18 protein-coding genes, 1 pseudogene and 1 riboswitch are annotated in these 17,996 nt (G+C 70.5%); of the genes and pseudogenes, 11 read left to right on the top strand and 8 right to left on the bottom strand.

Translation table 11 applies throughout. The annotated features are described in order from the left end of the window. Nucleotides 1-39 precede the first annotated feature (39 nt). Complete coding sequence (locus VV01_RS19970) at nt 40-819, bottom strand: tyrosine-protein phosphatase (RefSeq protein ID WP_231635289.1); 780 nt, start codon at nt 817-819, stop codon at nt 40-42. A 45-nt stretch (nt 820-864) separates the two neighbouring features. Continuing rightward, nucleotides 865-958, top strand: a riboswitch (TPP riboswitch). On the opposite strand from VV01_RS19970, the gene thiM reads away from it, so the two are divergent. The 3 genes from thiM (at nt 947) to thiD (ending at nt 3,197) form a co-directional block, all read left to right on the top strand. Further along, entirely contained in the window at nt 947-1,741 is a 795-nt protein-coding gene (thiM, locus tag VV01_RS19965; RefSeq protein WP_050671428.1) for a hydroxyethylthiazole kinase, read from the top strand. (Overlaps the previous riboswitch by 12 nt.) Continuing rightward, a complete protein-coding gene (gene thiE, locus VV01_RS19960; RefSeq protein WP_050671427.1) occupies nt 1,738-2,379 on the top strand; it encodes a thiamine phosphate synthase in 642 nt (213 codons plus the stop codon). The genes thiM and thiE overlap by 4 nt, the downstream gene beginning before the upstream one ends. Then, nucleotides 2,376-3,197 carry a bifunctional hydroxymethylpyrimidine kinase/phosphomethylpyrimidine kinase gene (gene thiD, locus VV01_RS19955; protein WP_050671426.1) on the top strand — a complete coding sequence of 274 codons (822 nt, stop codon included), beginning with the start codon at nt 2,376-2,378 and terminating at the stop codon, nt 3,195-3,197. The genes thiE and thiD overlap by 4 nt, the downstream gene beginning before the upstream one ends. Nucleotides 3,198-3,378: 181 nt before the next feature. Here the strand turns inward: thiD and VV01_RS19950 are convergent. Next, a pseudogene (locus tag VV01_RS19950) lies at nt 3,379-4,745 on the bottom strand (cation:dicarboxylate symporter family transporter). A 113-nt stretch (nt 4,746-4,858) separates the two neighbouring features. Between VV01_RS19950 and VV01_RS19945 the strand changes: the two are divergent. After that, nucleotides 4,859-6,442: a sensor histidine kinase gene (locus tag VV01_RS19945; protein ID WP_050672048.1), complete on the top strand. Its 1,584-nt coding sequence runs from the start codon at nt 4,859-4,861 to the stop codon at nt 6,440-6,442. Further along, nucleotides 6,439-7,125, top strand: a complete 687-nt coding sequence (locus tag VV01_RS19940; protein ID WP_050671425.1) for a response regulator — start codon at nt 6,439-6,441, stop codon at nt 7,123-7,125. Before VV01_RS19945 ends, VV01_RS19940 begins: the two co-directional genes overlap by 4 nt. A gap of 133 nt (nt 7,126-7,258) precedes the next feature. Here VV01_RS19940 and VV01_RS19935 read toward each other — a convergent pair whose 3' ends face one another. Beyond that, a complete protein-coding gene (locus VV01_RS19935; protein WP_050671424.1) occupies nt 7,259-8,104 on the bottom strand; it encodes a hypothetical protein in 846 nt (281 codons plus the stop codon). Between the two features lie 99 nt (nt 8,105-8,203). Beyond that, nucleotides 8,204-8,686, bottom strand: coding sequence for a redox-sensitive transcriptional activator SoxR (gene soxR / locus VV01_RS19930; RefSeq protein ID WP_197275116.1), 483 nt, complete (start codon nt 8,684-8,686; stop codon nt 8,204-8,206). Between the two features lie 69 nt (nt 8,687-8,755). Here soxR and VV01_RS19925 point away from each other — a divergent pair, with 69 nt between their 5' ends. The 4 genes from VV01_RS19925 to bsaP all read left to right on the top strand — a co-directional run bounded on the left by VV01_RS19925 (nt 8,756) and on the right by bsaP (nt 12,182). Further along, nucleotides 8,756-9,529, top strand: a complete 774-nt coding sequence (locus VV01_RS19925; RefSeq protein WP_071606467.1) for an SDR family oxidoreductase — start codon at nt 8,756-8,758, stop codon at nt 9,527-9,529. Further along, complete coding sequence (locus VV01_RS19920) at nt 9,526-10,584, top strand: S-adenosylmethionine:tRNA ribosyltransferase-isomerase (RefSeq protein WP_050671423.1); 1,059 nt, start codon at nt 9,526-9,528, stop codon at nt 10,582-10,584. The genes VV01_RS19925 and VV01_RS19920 overlap by 4 nt, the downstream gene beginning before the upstream one ends. A 63-nt stretch (nt 10,585-10,647) precedes the next feature. Beyond that, the gene (gene bioB / locus VV01_RS19915; protein ID WP_071606466.1) at nt 10,648-11,661 is read left to right on the top strand and encodes a biotin synthase BioB; all 1,014 of its coding nucleotides are present in this window, start codon (nt 10,648-10,650) and stop codon (nt 11,659-11,661) included. A 332-nt stretch (nt 11,662-11,993) separates the two neighbouring features. After that, nucleotides 11,994-12,182 (top strand): biotin synthase auxiliary protein BsaP, encoded by a 189-nt coding sequence (gene bsaP, locus VV01_RS22545; protein WP_071606465.1) that lies wholly within the window; start codon nt 11,994-11,996, stop codon nt 12,180-12,182. A 19-nt stretch (nt 12,183-12,201) separates the two neighbouring features. Here bsaP and VV01_RS19910 read toward each other — a convergent pair whose 3' ends face one another. From VV01_RS19910 to VV01_RS19900, 3 genes are all read right to left on the bottom strand, one after another. Then, on the bottom strand, nt 12,202-13,761 hold the full coding sequence (locus VV01_RS19910; protein ID WP_050671422.1) for an alkaline phosphatase D family protein: 1,560 nt from the start codon (nt 13,759-13,761) through the stop codon (nt 12,202-12,204). After that, nucleotides 13,758-13,940 (bottom strand): hypothetical protein, encoded by a 183-nt coding sequence (locus tag VV01_RS19905; RefSeq protein WP_050671421.1) that lies wholly within the window; start codon nt 13,938-13,940, stop codon nt 13,758-13,760. The genes VV01_RS19910 and VV01_RS19905 overlap by 4 nt, the downstream gene beginning before the upstream one ends. A 132-nt stretch (nt 13,941-14,072) precedes the next feature. Then, nucleotides 14,073-15,272 (bottom strand): MFS transporter, encoded by a 1,200-nt coding sequence (locus VV01_RS19900; protein WP_050671420.1) that lies wholly within the window; start codon nt 15,270-15,272, stop codon nt 14,073-14,075. A 58-nt stretch (nt 15,273-15,330) separates the two neighbouring features. Between VV01_RS19900 and VV01_RS19895 the strand changes: the two genes are divergently transcribed. Next, nucleotides 15,331-16,284, top strand: a complete 954-nt coding sequence (locus VV01_RS19895; protein ID WP_050671419.1) for an ArsR/SmtB family transcription factor — start codon at nt 15,331-15,333, stop codon at nt 16,282-16,284. A 1-nt stretch (nt 16,285) separates the two neighbouring features. Here the strand turns inward: VV01_RS19895 and VV01_RS19890 are convergent, their stop codons facing one another. Beyond that, on the bottom strand, nt 16,286-16,975 hold the full coding sequence (locus tag VV01_RS19890; RefSeq protein WP_050671418.1) for an aspartate/glutamate racemase family protein: 690 nt from the start codon (nt 16,973-16,975) through the stop codon (nt 16,286-16,288). A gap of 445 nt (nt 16,976-17,420) precedes the next feature. Here VV01_RS19890 and VV01_RS19885 point away from each other — a divergent pair, with 445 nt between their 5' ends. After that, the gene (locus tag VV01_RS19885) at nt 17,421-17,816 is read left to right on the top strand and encodes a VOC family protein (protein WP_071606464.1); all 396 of its coding nucleotides are present in this window, start codon (nt 17,421-17,423) and stop codon (nt 17,814-17,816) included. Nucleotides 17,817-17,996 lie beyond the last annotated feature (180 nt).

The raw sequence follows: 17,996 nt of genomic DNA, 5'->3' as shown, positions 1-17,996 counted from the left end.
GACCCACCGGCAGGACCACTGCAGCGCCGGCTTGCGCGATCAGGGTCGGGTGAGGCGGTCGCGCAGGCGCGTGAGGTCGTCGTCGGTCCAGCCCTGCGCGGACAGCCAGTCGGGCACCGAGCCCGCGGCACGGCGTACGGCCTCGAGGAGCCGCGGGATCGTCTCGGGGTCGGGCACGTGGTCCGACAACGGCCGGTCGCGCAGGTTGTCGGCGTACGCCGGGGTCGCCTTGAGGCGGTCGACGACGCGTTCGATGCGCTCGCGGGTCGCGAGGTAGTCGGCGGTGATGTCGTCATCGCTGACGCCTGCGACTGAGAGCGCCATCGCGGTGACCGTGCCGGTGCGGTCCTTGCCCGCGGCGCAGTGGACGACGGTCGCGCCGGCGCTGCGCGACACCACGTCGAGCGCTGCGGCGACCGAGTCGGGCCGGTCGGCGAGGTAGCCGAGGTAGTGGCTGGTCCAGTGGTTGTCGTCGCGGGTCTCCTCGACCCGGTCGTGCCACGGCAGCACGAGCGCGTCCTCGACCGTCACGTCGACGAGGTCATCGGCGAACAGCGAGTGGTGATGGTGCGTCAGCGGCTCGACCTGCACCAGCGGCCCCGGGCCGGTCATCGCGAGCTCGGCGCGGCTGCGCAGGTCGACGATGTCGGTGACGCCGTGGTCGAGCAGCACCTGGACGTCGGCCGTCGTGAGCTCCTGGAGGTTGTCCGACCGCACCAGTCGACCGTGCTGGACCTGCCTGCCGTCCTGGGTGGGCAGCCCGCCCACGTCACGCATGTTGGCCAGTCCGTCGAGGTCGATCCACGCAGCAGTCGTCACGGGTTCCAGGGTAGGTCGGCCCGCTGACGGCCCGGGCGTTACGTTGGACGGGACGCGGGGTGCCGGTCCGACCGGCTGAGAGACACCCGTCGAACCTGATCTAGCTCGGACTAGCGGAGGGACGTCGATGACGACGCCACGCCCTGCAGACCTCGGCGCGGCCATGACCGCGCTGCGTGATCGGCAGCCGCTCACCCAGTGCCTCACCAACATCGTCGTCGCACCGTGGACCGCCAACGTGCTGCTCGCCGCAGGCGCCGCACCGGCCATGGTCGACAACTCGCACGAGGCGGGTGCGTTCGCGCAGGTCGCGGGCGGCGTACTGGTCAACCTCGGGACGCCGTACGACGACACGACGACTGCGATGGACGCAGCGGCTGGCGCAGCGCACGAGCACGGCACGCCCTGGGTGCTCGACCCGGTCGCGGCCGGCCTCCCGTGGCGTACGACGATCGCGACCTCGCTGCTGGACCTGCGCCCCACGATCGTGCGCGGCAACGCCTCCGAGGTGCTCGCGCTCACCGGCGGCTCGGGCGGGCGGGGCGTCGACTCCACGGCGTCGGCGCAGGACGCGCTCGCCGCCGCACGTGCGCTCGCGGAGCAGACGGGTGGCGCCGTCGCCGTGAGCGGGCCGGTCGACCACCTCACCGACGGCTCACGGGTCGTACGCCTCGGCAACGGGCACGTGTGGATGACGCAGGTGACCGGGGTCGGCTGTGCGCTCGGCGCTCTCATGGCCGCGTACGCCGCGGTGACGGACGACGCCCTCCTGGCCGCTGCCGCAGCCACCGCACACCTCACCGTGGCGGCCGAGCTCGCCGCCGAAAGATCCTCAGGGCCAGGGTCTTTCGCCGTCTCGCTGCTCGACGAGCTCGCCGCGCTCACACCCTCCGACCTGGAAGCCCGAGTGACCCTCACATGACCCGCACGCCGCTCGACCTCACGCTCTACCTCGTCACGGACACCGACATGTGCGGCGACCGCGGCCTCGTACGCACCGTGCGCGAGGCCGTCCGCGGTGGGGCGACCATCGTCCAGCTGCGCGACCCGGACGCGTCCGACGACGAGATGGTCGCTCTCGGCAAGCTCGTCCGAAAAGCGTTGGAGAACACCGGGATTCCGCTGATCATCAACGACCGCGTCCACCTCGTCGACGACATCGGCGCCGACGGGGCGCACATCGGTCAGGACGACATGCCCGTGGCCGAGGCGCGTTCGCTGCTCGGCTCGAACGCCTACCTCGGCCTGTCCGTGCACACACCCGACCAGCTCGAGGCCGCGTTGCGTCACGGGTCGGCGCTCGACTACCTCGGGGTCGGTCCGGTCTGGCGCACCCACAGCAAGCCCGACGCCGCCGAGCCCATCGGCCTGTCCGGGCTGCGCGACATCGCGAGCGCCAGCCCGTGGCCGTGCGTCGGCATCGGCGGCATCACCGCGCGGCGTGCGAGCCGCGTCGCGCGCACGGGTATCGCTGGTATGGCTGTGATCTCGGCGATCTGCGGCCAGCCCGATCCGGCCGCGTCAGCGACCGCGCTGCGCCACGCGTGGAGCGCGCGATGACCCGGCCACCCGTCGTACTCTCCATCGCCGGGAGCGACCCGTCGGGCGGCGCCGGCATCCAGGCGGACCTCAAGACGTTCAGCGCGCTCGGGGCTTACGGCTGTGCGGCGATGACTGCCCTGACTGCGCAGTCGACCCAGGGCGTGACCGGGATCCATGTCGTGCCAGCGGATTTCGTGCGTTCTCAGGTCGAGACGCTGGTGGCTGACGTTCGCCTCGACGCCGTCAAGATCGGGATGCTCGCGGCGGCCGACGTCGCCGACACGGTGTCGGCGCTGATCCCTTCGCTGCGCTGCCCGGTCGTGCTCGACCCGGTGATGGTGTCGACGAGCGGCTCGCGGCTGCTCGACGAGGACGCGATGGCCGCCGTACGCCGGCTCGTACCCCTCGCCTCCGTGATCACGCCCAACCTGCCCGAGGCGGCCGAGCTGCTCGGCGGGCCGGTGGCGACGTCGGTCGGCGAGATGCGTGCTCAGGCGCGGGCGTTGCTCGACGACGTCGGCGCTCAGCGGGTGCTCCTCAAGGGCGGTCACGGCAATGGCCCCGAATCCGTTGACGTCTGGGCCGATTCGTCGTCCACGGTCGAGCTGACCGCGCCGCGCGTCGACACCGCCAACACGCACGGCACCGGCTGCACCCTCTCGTCGGCGATCGCACCGCTTCGGCCTGCGTACGACGAATGGCTGCCCGCCGTACGCGCCGCGAAGGTCTGGCTGACCGGCGCGCTGCAGGCGGCCGACGAGCTCTCGATCGGGCAGGGCGCCGGGCCGGTCCACCACTTCCACCAGCTCTGGCCGGTCCTGTCGACCGCCGGTTGAGCCGGGCGAGCCGCACCGCTGGTTGAGCCGGTCGAGCCGCTAGGCGAGACCGTGTCGAAACCCGGTGCCGCACAGGGAGACCCAAGCGGACGAGTCACCGGGTTTCGACACGGACCTCCGCTAGCGCTCCGGTCCGGCTCAACCAGCGGGAGGGCCGGCTCAACCAGCGGAAGCGGACGGATCAGGCTGGGGTGGCTACGGATTCGCGGTCGGGGTCCTGCACCGCTCCATGACCGGCGCCGTCGTCGAGCATCGTGGTCTCGTCGAACGGGTCGTCCCCGGCGAGCACGCGGTCGAGCCTGCCTCGGTCGAGCGAGTCGGTCCACGAGCCGATCACGACCGTCGCGACCGCGTTGCCGGCGAAGTTGGTCAGCGCGCGAGCCTCCGACATGAACCGGTCGATGCCGACGATCAGACCCACGCCGTCGACGAGCTCGGGTCGGTGGGAGTTGAGGCCGCCCGCGAGCGTGGCCAGGCCCGCGCCGGTCACGCCGGCAGCGCCCTTGGAGGCGATGATCATGAACACCAGCAACGAGATCTGCTCGTGATGCTCAGGGGGTCGCCCATGGCGCGAGCGATGAACAGCGAGGCCATCGTCAGGTAGATCGCGGTGCCGTCGAGGTTGAACGAGTAGCCGGTCGGGACGACGACGCCGACGGTCGGCTTCGACACACCGGCGTGCTCCATCTTGGCGATCAGGCGGGGCAGTGCCGACTCCGACGACGACGTCGACAGGATCAGCAGGAACTCGCGGGCGAGGTACTTCAGCAGCTTGAAGATGTTGACGCCGCTGGTGACCCGCAGCACGAGCGCGAGGATGCCGAACACGAAGATCGCGCAGGTGGCGTAGAACCCGAGCATGATCACGGCCAGGCTCTTGAGCGCGTCGACACCGGTGGCACCGACGACGGCGGCCATCGCACCGAACGCGCCGATCGGGGCGAGCCACATGATCATGGCGAGCACCCGGAACACGACCTTCTGGATGGCGCCGATGCCCCGCAGCACCGGCTCACCGGCAGGGCCCATCGCCTGCAGCGCGAACCCGACGAGGAGTGCGACGAGCAGCGCCTGCAGCACCTCGCCGGACGTCAGCGACGACACCATCGTGTCCGGGATGATGCCGAGCAGGAAGTCGACGGTGCCCTCGGACTCCTTGACCTGGCTCGCACCGGACTTCGCCGTCTCGGCCGTGATGTGCAGGCCGCTGCCGGGGTGCAGCACGTTGCCGAGGACCAGGCCGATCGCGAGCGCGAACGTCGACATCGTGAGGAAGTAGCCGAGCGCGAGGCCGCCGACCTTGCCGACCTGGGCCGCGGATCGTACGGACCCGATGCCGAGCACGATCGTGCAGAAGATGACCGGGCCGATCATCATCTTGATGAGGTTGACGAAGCCGGTGCCGAGCGGCTTCAGCGACTCGCCGAGGTCGGGCCAGATGAGGCCGACGGCGATGCCGAGCAGCACCGCGACGATCACGGCGATGTAGAGGAAGTGGGTGCGGTCCGTGCGCCGTGCTGGAGCCGTGCCCGAGGTGGTTGTGGTCATGGTGGACCTCCTTCGCCGGGCGAGTCTGGTGCGGGACCGCTCGGCGCCGCGCGTTGTGTTCGTAGTGTTCGTGACGTGGGTCACATGCTGGGCGGACGTGCACAATGCGGGTGATGGCTCGACGACGTCCCCGCACCGTGGCGGCCCAGATGCTGGTGTGGCAGCTGGCGATGCTCGTCCTGCTCGTGACGATCGGACTGGTCATCGCCTACGCCGATGCGCGGCACGACGCGTACGGCGACGCCCGCGCCCGGGCCCTCGACATCGCCCGCTCCGTGGCCGACGGCCCACAGGTCGCCACGGTGATCAGCACACCGCAGGCCACCGACGTGCTCCAGCCGTACGCCGAGCGCGTCCGTCGCGACACCGGCACCGACTTCGTCGTGATCATGAGCCCGAAGGGCATTCGCTTCACGCATCCCGACCCGACGCAGATCGGCGGCACGTTCCGCGGCACGATCGCGGGTGCCACCGAGGGCCGCGAGGTGACCGAGACCTACACCGGCACGCTCGGACCGTCGGTGCGCGCCGTCGTACCGATCACCAACGACGGTCGGGTCGTCGGGCTGGTGTCGGTGGGCATCCGCATGGAGACGGTGCAGCGCACGACGCTGGACGCCCTGCCCGGTCTGCTGCTGGTCGCGCTCGGGGTCGGCGCGATCGGTGCGCTCGGGGCGTGGTTGGTGCAGCGGCGGCTGCGTCGGCAGACCCACGGCCTCGGTGAGGTCGAGATCACCCGGATGTACGAGTACTACGACGCGGTGCTGCGGGCCGTCCGAGAAGGGCTGCTGCTGCTCGACGGCGACGGCCGGGTCATGCTCGCCAACGAGGAGGCACGCCGCCTGCTCGACGCGCCGGACTCGCTGGAGGGGCAACGGCTCGCCGACGTCGGGCTGACCACGGATGACGCCGAGCCGGCCGAGGTGCACGACCGCCCGGTCGTGCTGCGCGATCGCGTGGTCGTGATGAATCAGGCGCCGGCGCAGTGGAACGGCCGGTTCGTCGGCTGGGTCGTGACGCTGCGTGACCGCACCGAGCTGCAGGCCGTCACGGCCGAGCTCGACACCGTACGAGGCATGGCGACCGCGCTGCGCGCCCAGAACCACGAGGCCGCCAACCGGCTGCACACCATGGTGTCGTTGGTCGAGATGGGTGAGACCGACGCCGCGATCGACTTCGCGACCGCAGAGCTGGAGATGACGCGTTCGCTCGCGGACACGGTCGTCGCGGCGGTCGACGAACCCGTGCTCGAGGCGCTGCTGCTGGGCAAGACGTCGCAGGCCCAGGAGCGCGGCGTACGCCTCACCGTCGACGAGGCGACCTCGGTCGAGCGCTCCCGGCTCACCGCGCACGAGCTGGTCACGGTCGTCGGCAACCTGCTCGACAACGCGATCGACGCCGCTCAGGCGGCCGGCCCCGACGGGCAGGTGCACGTGCTGCTGCACGGTGACGAGGCCGGCCTGGACGTCGTCGTCGACGACAGCGGCGCCGGCATCCCCGAGGACCTGCGCTCGCGGGTCCTGGCCTCGGGCTGGTCGGACAAGCCCGACCCGTCCGGACAGGGCCGCGGCGTCGGGCTCGCGCTCGTCGGTCAGGTCGCGCGGTTGCACGGTGGTGAGGTCACGATCGGCGCGAGCGACCTCGGCGGTGCGTCGGTCACGGTGTCGTTGTCGACCGCGGCGGGGAGCGCGTCGTGACCGCCGTCCGCGTGCTCGTCGTCGAGGACGAACCCGTCGCGGCCCGCGCCCACCGCACCTACGTCGAGCGGGTCGACGGCTTCGAGGTCGTCGGCACGGCTGCGACGATGGCCGACGCCGTACGCCTCCTGTCCAGCACCGAGGTCGACCTCGTGCTGCTCGACATGCAGCTGCCCGACGGCCACGGCCTCGACCTGCTGCGTCGGCTGCGGGCCGCCGGCCACCCCGGGCACGTCATCGCCGTGACGGCGGCACGCGACGTCGACGTCGTACGCCGGGCCGCCGCGCAGGGCGTCCTCGGCTACGTCATCAAGCCGTTCACGGCGGCGATGCTGCAGGCCCGGCTGCGGGGCTACCTCGACTTCCGTGAGGCGCTGTCGTCGGACGCAGCACTCGACCAGCAGACCCTCGACGCAGCGTTCGCGGCGATGCGCTCGTCGCGCGACACGGCGTTGCCCAAGGGGCTGAGCCCTGAGACGTTGCAGCAGGTTCGCGAGCTGCTGGGCGCCGGCTCGAGCGCCTGGACGGCGAGCGAGGTCGGTACGCAGGTGGGCGTCTCACGCGTGACGGCCCGCCGCTACCTGGAGCACCTCGTCGAGCTCGGCACACTGCGTCGCACCCAACGGTCGGGCGGTGCCGGCAGGCCGACGGTGATGTACGAACCCGCCCTCTCCGCTGGTTGAGCCGGGCGAGCGCCCTGGCGCGAGCCCGTGTCGAAACCGAGGTGAGTCGCGGGGAGACCCTCCCTCGTCGGCACCTTGGTTTCGACACGGCCCTCGGCTAGGGCCTCGGACCGGCTCAACCAGCGGGTCGGACTCAGCCGGCCTGGATCTTGGGGCCGGTCGGCTTCGAGCTCGGCGGCGTGGACGTGTCGCCGCCCTGGTCGGAGCCGCTGCTCTTGCCGTCGCACCAGCGCGACACCTGGTCGGCGAAGTTCGCGGCGTCCTTGCTGTTCATCGTCAGGACCTTCTCGAAGAGGTGAGTGGGTCCTTCGCGGTAGACCACGATCGAGAAGTCGTCGTTCGTGCCGGTCCACTGCAGTGGCGCTGCCGGCAGTGCACCGCTCTGGAAGTCGATGTCCTTGGGGACATAGGTCTTGGAGCCGCCGCCTGCACCCTCGATACGAATGCGCCAGCCCCACGCCTTGGTCGCAGCCTCCTCCGGTGCGGAGAGGATCACGCTGGTCGTACGCAGGTGCTCCTGCGTCTGCGGCGGTGTGCAGTAGCCCGGGTAGGCGTGCAGCGTGTAACCGTTCTCGCTGACCGTGAGCCCAGCGGTCGGGGACGGCGGGTCAAGTCGGCCACCGTTGCTGGTGGGCTCTTCGGCGGTCGAGGACGACGATGCGGACGGCGTCGTGGTCTCGGCCGGCTCGGTGGGCTTCGTGCTGGTCTCCGACGGAGTGTCGTCGGACGGCGAATCCGTAGACGTACCAGTGGTGCTCGCCTCGTCAGCCGGTTCGCTCGTGCCGTCCGCCGGCGCGTCGGTGGCGGACGGCGTGGCCAGCGGCGGCGCGACCGTGACGGTCGGCGTACCGGCACCACCCGCGGCCGGCATCAACCCGGCCCCACCACCAGAACCTCCGGCCGACGTGAATGCCAGCGCCGCGATCGTGGCGACCCCGGCGACTCCACCGAGCAGTGCGTTGCGGTTGCTCTTGTGCATGACTTCCCCCTGCTGACGTGACGCCCGGCCCCCTGCCTGCGTCGTACACCCGTCAAGACGCCCGACCGACGCCGAGGTTGCACGGCTGGCGAACTTTCGTCATCGAGCCAGGTGGGGTCGGCGCAGCAGCGAGGGCAGGTACGCCGCGCCGGGTGCGCGTTCGTCGTTCGCCGCCTGGTCGTCGGGGTTGGTGAAACCGCACGTCGCCATGGACAGGCAGCCGCAGCCGATGCAGCTCTCGAGTCCGTCACGCAACCGCTCCAGCGCCTTGATCTGCTCGTCAAGCCGACCACGCCAGTGGTGCGAGATGCGTTGCCAGTCAGCACGATTCGGCGTACGACCGTCAGGCAGCTGATCGAGCTCGACCCGGATCTCGTCGAGCGACAGACCGACGTTGCTGGCCGCTCGGATGAACGCCAGCCGTCGGAGAACGCTGCGCTCGTAACGGCGCTGGCCACCGCTCGTCCGCACCGCGGTCACCAGACCCTGCGCCTCGTAGTAGCGCAGCGCCGACGGTGCGAACCCGCTGCGCTGGGCCACCTCACCGACCGCGAGCTTGTCGTGCTTGTTGATCGGAACCAACCCCTTGACCTCAAGTTGCCTTCACGTTTCAGGATGCATGACAGAAGCGCCGACCACAAGGAGAACGTCATGCCTGTCGCACTCATCACCGGAGGCTCCGCAGGTCTCGGGCTCGAGCTCGTCCGCACCCTGGCGAGCGAGCACTGGACCGTGATCACCGACGGCCGGGACGCCGACCGCCTGGCCGAGGCGACCGCCGGGCTGGACGGTGTGGTCGCCATCTCGGGCGACGTGACCGATGCCGCTCACAAGGACGATCTCGTCACAGCCGTGGAGCGCGCCGGCGGTCTCAACCTGCTCGTCCACAACGCCAGCACGCTGGGTCGGCTGCCGATGCGACCGCTCGCCGGCACCACCGTCGACGAGCTGAAAGCGTTGTGGCAGACCAACATCGGTGCACCCCTGATCCTGACCGGCGCGCTGCTGCCGCATCTCACGGCCGCGCACGGCGTGCTCCTGTCGATCACGTCCGACGCAGCCGCCGAGCACTACGAGACGTGGGGGCTGTACGGCGCGAGCAAGGCGGCGCTGGAGCACATGACCCTCACGTACGCCGCCGAGAACCCCGCCATCACCGCGTACGCCGTCGACCCGGGTGACATGCGCACCCAGATGCACCAGGACGCCTTCCCCGGCGAGGACATCTCCGACCGCCCCCTGCCGGCGACCGTCGTCCCGCACCTGCTCGGCCTGCTCGACGCGCGGCCCTCGTCCGGCCGCTACAAGGCCGCCGACTTCCCCGCCCTGTCGCTGGCCGAGCCCGCCGATCGACAAGACGAGTCCGCCGGTCGAGTAGACGGAGCGCTAGCGGAGTCGTATCGAGACCAAGGAGCCCACGCATGACACTGCTCGACACCCACCCCACCACGCGTTTCCGCGCCCCGGACGACACGACCGCACCCGCACCCGCCGAGGCACGCGGGCTGACTCGCGACGGCGTACGCCTGCTCGTCGCGAGCGCGGACGGCATCCACCACGGGCGCTTCCGCGACCTGCCCGACGAGCTCGGCCCGGGCGACCTCGTCGTCGTCAACAACTCCGCGACGACCGCCGCAGAGATCGACGGGTGGCGTACGGCGCACGGCCGGGTCGTCGTCCACGCCGCCACACCGCTGGACGACGGCACCTGGGTGATCGAGCTGCGTACGGCACCCGACGCAGCCGCGCCCGTCCTCGACGCGGTCGCCGGCGAGCACATCGAGGTGAGCACGCTCGTCCTCACCCTCCTGGAGCCGTACCCGCGTGCCGACTCCTCACCGACCGGTGAGGGCAACCGGCTCTGGCGCGTCAGCGTCGACGGTGACCTCGATGACGCGCTTACGCGGCACGGGCGACCGATCGCGTACGGCTACCTCGACCGTGCGTACCCGCTGTCGGCGTACCAGGCGGTCTTCTCCACGGTTCCCGGTTCGGCCGAGATGCCTTCTGCTGGAAGGCCTTTCACCGACCAGATCATCACCAGGCTGATCGCCAGAGGCGTGGGCGTCGCACCCATCACGCTGCACACGGGCGTGTCGTCGCAGGACGCGGGCGAGGCACCCCAGGCCGAGAGGTTCGAGGTGCCCGACGCGACCGCGCGGCTCGTCAACGCCACCCGCGCGACGGGTGGGCGCGTCATCGCCGTCGGCACGACGGTCACGCGGGCCCTCGAGTCGGCTGTCGCCCCCGGCGGTCGCGTGGTGGCGGCGCGGGGCTGGACCGAGAGGGTCATCTCACCGGCCGACCCTGCACGCGTGGTCGACGGGCTCATCACCGGGTGGCACAACCCCGAGGCGTCGCACCTGTTGCTCGTGGAGTCGATCGCGGGTGCCGAGCTGACGCAGGCGGCGTACGACGCGGCCGTGGCCGAGGGCTACCTGTGGCACGAGTTCGGCGACTCGGCCCTCCTCCTCCCCTGACCCGAGGGCCGACTGAACCTGCCCAATTGAACAGTGTTCAGGAGATGGTGCACAATCGCCGTTGTGACCTCGACCACGACGACGACGTCCATCCTCGACCGCGCCCGCGAGCAGGTGCTCGACCGCGGCGAGGCCCTCGACGAGCAGCAGATCCTGGAGGTGCTGCAGACCTCCGACGACCAGCTCGAGCCGCTGCTGGCTCTCGCCCACGAGGTCCGCATGAAGTACAACGGGCCCGACGTCGAGGTCGAGGGCATCGTGTCGCTCAAGACCGGCGGCTGCCCCGAGGACTGTCACTTCTGCTCGCAGTCGGGCCAGTTCACCTCGCCTGTGCGGTCGGTGTGGCTCGACATCCCCGAGCTGGTGCGCGCCGCGCAGCAGACCCGCGAGACCGGCGCGTCGGAGTTCTGCATCGTCGCAGCCGTACGCGGACCGGACGCGCGCCTCATGAAGCAGATGCGCGAGGGCGTCGCGGCCATCAAGGCGGCCGTCGACATCAACGTCGCCGCCTCGCTCGGCATGCTCACCCAGGAGCAGGTCGACGACATGGTCGACATGGGCGTGCACCGCTACAACCACAACCTCGAGGCCGGCCGCTCGTACTTCCCCAGCGTCGTCACCACGCACTCGTGGGAGGAGCGCTGGGACACCTGCACCATGGTCAAGGACTCCGGCATGGAGCTGTGCTGCGGCGGCCTGGTCGGTATGGGCGAATCCCTCGAGCAGAGAGCCGAGCTCGCGGCTGACCTCGGCCGACTCGAACCCCACGAGGTGCCGCTCAACTTCCTCAACCCCAGGCCCGGTACGCCGTTCGGTGACCTCGAGCCGATGTCGGCCGACGACGCGCTGCGCACCATCGCGGCCTTCCGACTCGCCCTGCCGCGCACGATCCTGCGGTACGCCGGTGGGCGCGAGCTCACCCTCGGCGACCTCGGCACCCGCGACGGTCTGCTCGGCGGCATCAACGCCGTGATCGTCGGCAACTACCTGACGACGCTCGGCCGTGACCCGAAGGAAGACCTCACGCTCCTCGACGGCCTCAAGATGCCGATCAAGGCCCTCAACGAGACCCTGTGAACGAGCCGACCGCCGGTCGAGTAGGCGAGCCTGCACCGCCGGTTGAGCCGGGCGAGCCTGCACCGCCGGTTGAGCCGGGCGAGCCTGCACCGCCGGTTGAGCCGGGCGAGCCGCTAGGCGAGACCGTGTCGAAACCTGGTGCCGCACAGGGAGACTCGCGCGGAGGAGTCACCGGGTTTCGACACGGACCTCCGCTAGCGCTCCGGTCCGGCTCAACCAGCGACGGGTCCTGCTCAACCAGCGACGGATCCTGCTCAACCAGCGACGGGTCCTGCTCGACCAGCGACGGATCCTGCTCGACCGGCGAGCGGGCCGACTCGACCGGCGAGGGCGTGGACCGACCGTTCTGCGGGCACTGCGGGCAGGACGCGAAAACCGTTGACCACCAACGCTGTACGACGCTGCTCGCCCTCGAACCGCCACGCTACTGCGAGGCGTGCGGTCGGCGTACGAAGGTCCAGGTCACCCCGACCGGCTGGTCGGCCGACTGCTCGCGCCACGGTCGTACGACCTCCGCCTGACCGGGCCGATCGGGTGTGGTCAGGCCTCGGTCAGGCGGCGTGCTCCGTCCTCGACCACGAAGGTCTTGTCCGTGAAGACCCGCACGTCGGCGTACGACGTCTTGTCCACGTCGTCGACGCAGCGGAAGTCCGCGGTGAGCGATGACGCGGTGACGGTGGCCCGCACGTACCCGCGCCAGTTCTTCCCGTAGAGCACGTTCGGGGAGGCCGAGATGTTCGGATCCCCTTCAGTGCCACGGATTCCCGTGCTCGAGATCGATGACGTGATCAGCTCGGCACCGATCGGGTCGGTGAGGTCGCTCGTCCGGCACACGTTCGCCGCGAAGTGGCGGTGCACGTCGCCCGTGAGCACGACCGGGTTGCGTACGCCGGCCGCGACCCAGCCGTTAGCGACGGCATCGCGCTCGGGTCGGTAGCCGTCCCAGGCGTCGGTGTTGACGTCGCAGTGGTTGGTGGAGTTCTGCTTCGGCGAGAAGATCACCTGCTGGCCGATCAGGTTCCACTGCGGTGTGCGGTCGGCGAACCCGTCGAGCAGCCACTTCTCCTGGGTCTTGCCGACGAGCGTGCGACCCGCGTCGTCGATGACGGTGCAGGCCTTCGCCTCGGCCTGCTTGTCGCGGTACTGGCGCGTGTCGAGCATGTCGAACCGCGCGAGCGTGCCCCACGGGACGCGGCGGTAGGACTGGATCGTGCCGTCGCCGGGAGGGGCCGCGACGCGTACGGGCATGTTCTCGTACCACGCCTGAAAGGCCGCGGCTTTGCGCGTGATCGGGTCGTCGGCGGTGTTCTCGGCGTACCAGTTGTTGCGCACCTCGTGGTCGTCGTAGACCACGATCCACGGCGCCGCCCGGTGCGCGGCCTGCAGCTGCTTGTCGGTCTTGTGCTCGGCGTGCCGGATCCGATACTCGACGAGCGTGTCGATGTACGCCGACCCGCGCGAGTCCGGGCCCGTGATCGACGGCACGCCCTTGAGCGGGCGGATCGCACCGGTCTCCGTGGGGTATTCGTAGATGTAGTCGCCGAGGAAGACCACGAGGTCGGGGTGGTCGTCGGCCATCGCCTGGTACGCGTGGTAGTAGCCCTGGTCGTAACGCGCGCACGAGGCCGTCACGAACTTCAGCGACGCGGGCTTCGTCCCGGGCGCCGGCGCCGTGCGGGTGATGCCGACGGGCGAGGTGTACGTCGTGGTGCCCGACTTCGCGTGGAACCTGTAGTAGTACGCCGTCCCGGCCGCGAGCCCGGTGGCGTCGACGTGCGCGGCGTACCCACCCGCCGCGGTCGTCGTGACGGTGCCGGAGCGTACGACGGTCGCGAACGTCGCGTCCTTGGCGACCTCCCACGCGACGTCGACCGGCGCGGTGCCCATGCCTCCGGGCGAGGCCGTCGAGAACGGGTCGACAGCCAGGCGGGTCCACAGGATCGCGCGGTCGCTGAGCGGGTCACCGGAGGCGACACCGAGGGTGAACGGGTTCGAGGCGGCCGCGGCGGCGTACTCCAGCCGCGACGACAGGAACGCGAGCGTGGCGGTCGCGCCGGACCCGATGAGCAGGTGGCGCCGGCTGAGCTGCAGGCCACTCATGCGTAGTCCCGGATGCCGCCGCTGCACGTGCCGGCGAGGTCGGCGCCGTCGTTGCTGAGGCAGACGGTGTAGACGATCACCGTGCCCTCGGGCAGGTCGAGGTTGACGTCGACGACGGCCCCGTCGGCACCGTTGCGGTTGTACGCAGTCTTGGTGACGCCGTTGATCGTGTAGTGCACGGCGGCCGAGTGGCCGTCGGCGACACGGTCGTCGATGTAGAGGTGCTCACCCTCGGACTGGAACCACGCCAGGCCGGCGCACGAGGTCGACTGCGGTCCACCCAGGGGTCACCCACCCTCGCCGAGAGGCAGTCAGGTGGCGGGTACGACGGCCGGTGCGGGCTTGGCCGAACGCGCCAGCCCGCGCGTGAGGGCGGCGGTCGTGACGAGCGAGAGCAGAGCCATCACGGCCATGGCCCAGCCGGCCGCGCGTGGCCCGTCGAGCACCTGGGCGATGCCGCCGGCGATGGCTGCACCGAACGCCTGGCCCGACATCAGGCCGATGCCCGACATCCCGAAAGCCTGCCCCCGGACGTCCTCCGGCGTGTGCCAGACCAGCCGCTCCTGCAGGGGCAGCGCCGCGGGATAGCCGAACGCCGAGATCGTCACCAGCACGATCACGACCGGCATCGGCAGATCGAGCGGGAACGCCAGGAACGGCGCGGCGAGCAGCACGCGCAGGGGCAGCACCATCCGGTCGCGGACGTCCTCGCGGATGAAGCGGCCGATGACGACGTCGCCCGCGAGCATGCCGACAGCACCGGCGGCGAACAGGTAGCCCGCGTCGTCGGACGCGTACGGGATGAACAGCGCCTCGCACCCGACGACCAGCCCGTTGGGCACCCACATCATCAGGTAGAGCGGGCGCAGCACCGGCGACCCGAGCAGCTCGCGGTTGATGCGGCGGCTGCGTTCGACGACCTTGCCCTCGGCGCGCGGCGGGTGGTCGCTGATGCCGAGGCGGACGATCGTGCCGGACACCACGCCGACCACGACCGCGATCGCGAACAACCACGACGGGGAGAACGCCGCGAGCAGGACGGCACCGACGCCGTACCCGAGGATCTGCATGCCGCCGACGGTGATGTTCATCGTCGCGCGCGCGAGGACGAACGCCTCCTGGGGGACGATGTCGGACAGCAGCGCGATGACCGTGCCGGACGTGGCCGCGAGCGCGACGTAGCCGGCGGCCAGGATCACGAACCTCATCCACCAGGTCAGCCCCGGGATCAGCTGGAGCGCGGCGGTCGAGGTCGTCACGGCGGTCGAGAACAGCATGGCCGTACGCGGACGCATCAGGTCCGAGGACGCCAGGAGGTAGCGGGCGGTCACCAGCTGCACGAGCGGACCGCCGAACAGCGAGATCGCGGTCAGCAGAGGCGAACCCGTCTGGTCGTACATGACGGTGCCGAGCGCCAGGTTGGACACGACGACGCCGATCATCGTGAACAACCGGGCGATGAAGAGGATGCGGAACTCTCGGATCGCGAACATCTCGCGGTAGGTCGTCATTGGTCGTACTCTGACGCGCACGGCAGCCGAAGGCCATCTCTTCGCGTGGAGGCGAAACATGGGCACATGGCAGGTGCCGGCGTCCGTGCTCGCGAACGCCCGGTTCGACATCTCGCCGATGGCCGAGGTGACGGGTGCACTCGGCCATCTCGGACGTGACCCGCTGCGCGGCGACCCGGCGTTCGTGGCCGCGCACCAGGAGGCGTACGAGCGGATGCTCGCCGAGCACCCCGGTCGAGCTGCCGTCGCTCACCACCACTTCCGGCGGGGCTGGCTCGCCGACTTCCTAACGCTGCCCTCGGACCGGCCGTCGCCGTCGTTCGAGGACGAGCTCGCATTGATAGAAGGCTTGGGAGACAAGGAGATTCGTGCTCAGCTGCGCGAGTCGACACCGACCGAGCTGCCGCGCATCCTGACCCGGCCGGGCGTCACGGCGTACACGGTCGAGCTGCTGGAGTGGCTGTGGACGCACACGATCGCGTCGGACTGGCCACGCCGCGAACGCATCCTGCGCGCCGACATCGTCGCGCGCACGTCCCGGCTCGCGAGCCACGGGTGGGCGGGCGTGCTGCGCGACCTCGGACGCGATCGCGAGTGGCTGGCCGGAGACGAGCTGCGCATCAACCGGTACGACTACCCGACCCGGCGTCTCGACGCCGACGCGCGGCTGACGTTCGTGCCGGTCGGCTGGGTCGCGAGCTGGGTCGGGTACGTCGAGCCCCAGCGGTACGCCGTCTACTACCCGGTCACCGGAGCGCTCGCGCCGGTCGGTGGCGCGTCGGACGGTCTCGCTCGCCTCGTCGAGCCCAACCGGGCGCGCCTGCTGACCGAGCTGGACGCCCCGGCGAGTACGACGGCGCTCGCCACGCGTACCGGCCTGCCGATCGGGTCGGTCGGCAACCACCTCAAGGTGCTGCTCGACAGCGGGCTCGTGCTCCGGCGGCGCTCGGGGCGCGAGGTCCTCTACTGGCGTACGGCCCTCGGCGACGGCCTCATCGCCGCCGGCACCTGAGTCACGCGAGCGCGGCGTCGATCGCCGCCTCGACGTGCAGGGCCGTCGTCGGGAACACCGGCACCGGCGAGTCGTCTGCCCCGATCAGCATCTCGACCTCGGTGCAGCCGAGAACGATGCCTTCTGCACCCCGGTCGACCAGACGCGTGATCACGTCGCGGTACGCCGCCCGCGACTCCTCTCGCACGATGCCCTGGCAGAGCTCGTCGTAGATGATCCGGTGGACCTCGGCACGGTCGTCCGCCTCGGGCACCAGACAGTCCACACCGAGGGACGCCATGCGCTCGGCATAGAAGGGCTGCTCCATGGTGAATCCGGTGGCCAGCAGTCCGATCTTCGACATCCCTTGTGCGCGAACGCAACTCGCAGTCGCGTCAATAATGTGCAGCAGGGGGATGTCGACGGCGCTCTCGATCTGCGGAGCGACCAGGTGCATCGTGTTGGTGCAGAGCACGAGCAGCTCGGCGCCCGCCTGCTCGAGGCGGGCCGCTGCGTCGGCCAGCAGTCGCCCGGCCCGCTCCCACTCGCCGGCGACCTGTAGCTCCTCGATCGGCGCGAAGTCGAAGGAGTGCAGCAGGATCGGCGCCGAGTGCAGCCCGCCTTGTCGTTCGCGGGTCAGCTCGTTGGCCAACCGGTAGTAGATCGCGGTTGACTCCCAGCTCATCCCGCCCAGCATCCCCACAGTGCGCATGACGATCAGCCTCGCACCCCCACGCCTCGGCTTCGACACGGTCTCGCCCTTGGGGCTCGCCCGGCTCAACCAGCGGTGTCGGGCTCGCGCGGCTCAACCAGCGGTGTCTGCTCCGATCCGGGGAGGGTGTCGGCGAGCAGTGTGCACTGGTTCGTGGGGTGAGCCACGCACTCAGATGGCTCACCACACGAACCAGTGCACAGCGCGCGTTGACCCCCTCCCTCGCGGCGAGCCGACCACCGCCGGTCGAGTAGGCGAGCCGACCACCGCCGGTCGAGGAGGCGAGCCGACCACCGCTGGTCGAGTAGGGCCGGAGCGCTAGCGGAGGCCCGTATCGAGACCAACGGGCCCCGCTGTCACGAATCGCAGGTGGCCGTTGTCGGGGAGGTGTCAGCACTCGTGCGAACCGAGAAGGAGCACCACCATCTCGGGTTCAATGTTCCCCATGGCTGCGCGAGCGATCCATCACCTCGACCTGTGGGTCGACGACTTCGCCACGGCGGGTGACGAGTGGTCCTGGCTGCTCGGGCACCTCGACTGGGAAGCCGACCTGAGCTGGGACTCCGGCCGGTCATGGGCGCACCCCGACGGCACCTACCTGTTCATGGAGTCCTCCACCGACCAGGTCGGCGCGCACGACCGGATGCGCGCGGGCGTCAACCACATCGCGTTCACCGTCGAGACGCGCGACGTGCTCGACCGGATGCGGGCCGAGTCGTCCGGGCATGGCTGGCACGAGCTGTTCGCCGACCGTTTCCCGCACGCGGGCGGCGAGGAGCACACCGCGCTCTACCTGGAGAGCTCGGAGGGGTTCGAGGTCGAGATCGTCGTCGAGCCCTGACGCCGCCCCCGCGAAACGACCCGCTCGTTGCGAGACGGCCCGTAGATCGGCGGGTCGTCTCGCCATGTGCGGGTCGTTTCGCGGGGAGGTGTCGCCCGGCTCGATCGGCGCGTCTGCGCTCGTATCGGCCTGACGCTAGACAGCGAAATACGCCGGCAGAGCGTCCGGACATGGAAGCGA

This window comes from Luteipulveratus halotolerans (assembly GCF_001247745.1).
Lineage (GTDB): Bacteria > Actinomycetota > Actinomycetes > Actinomycetales > Dermatophilaceae > Luteipulveratus > Luteipulveratus halotolerans.
Note: the sequence above shows the minus strand (reverse complement) of the source record. Positions and strands in the feature narration are given on the sequence as shown.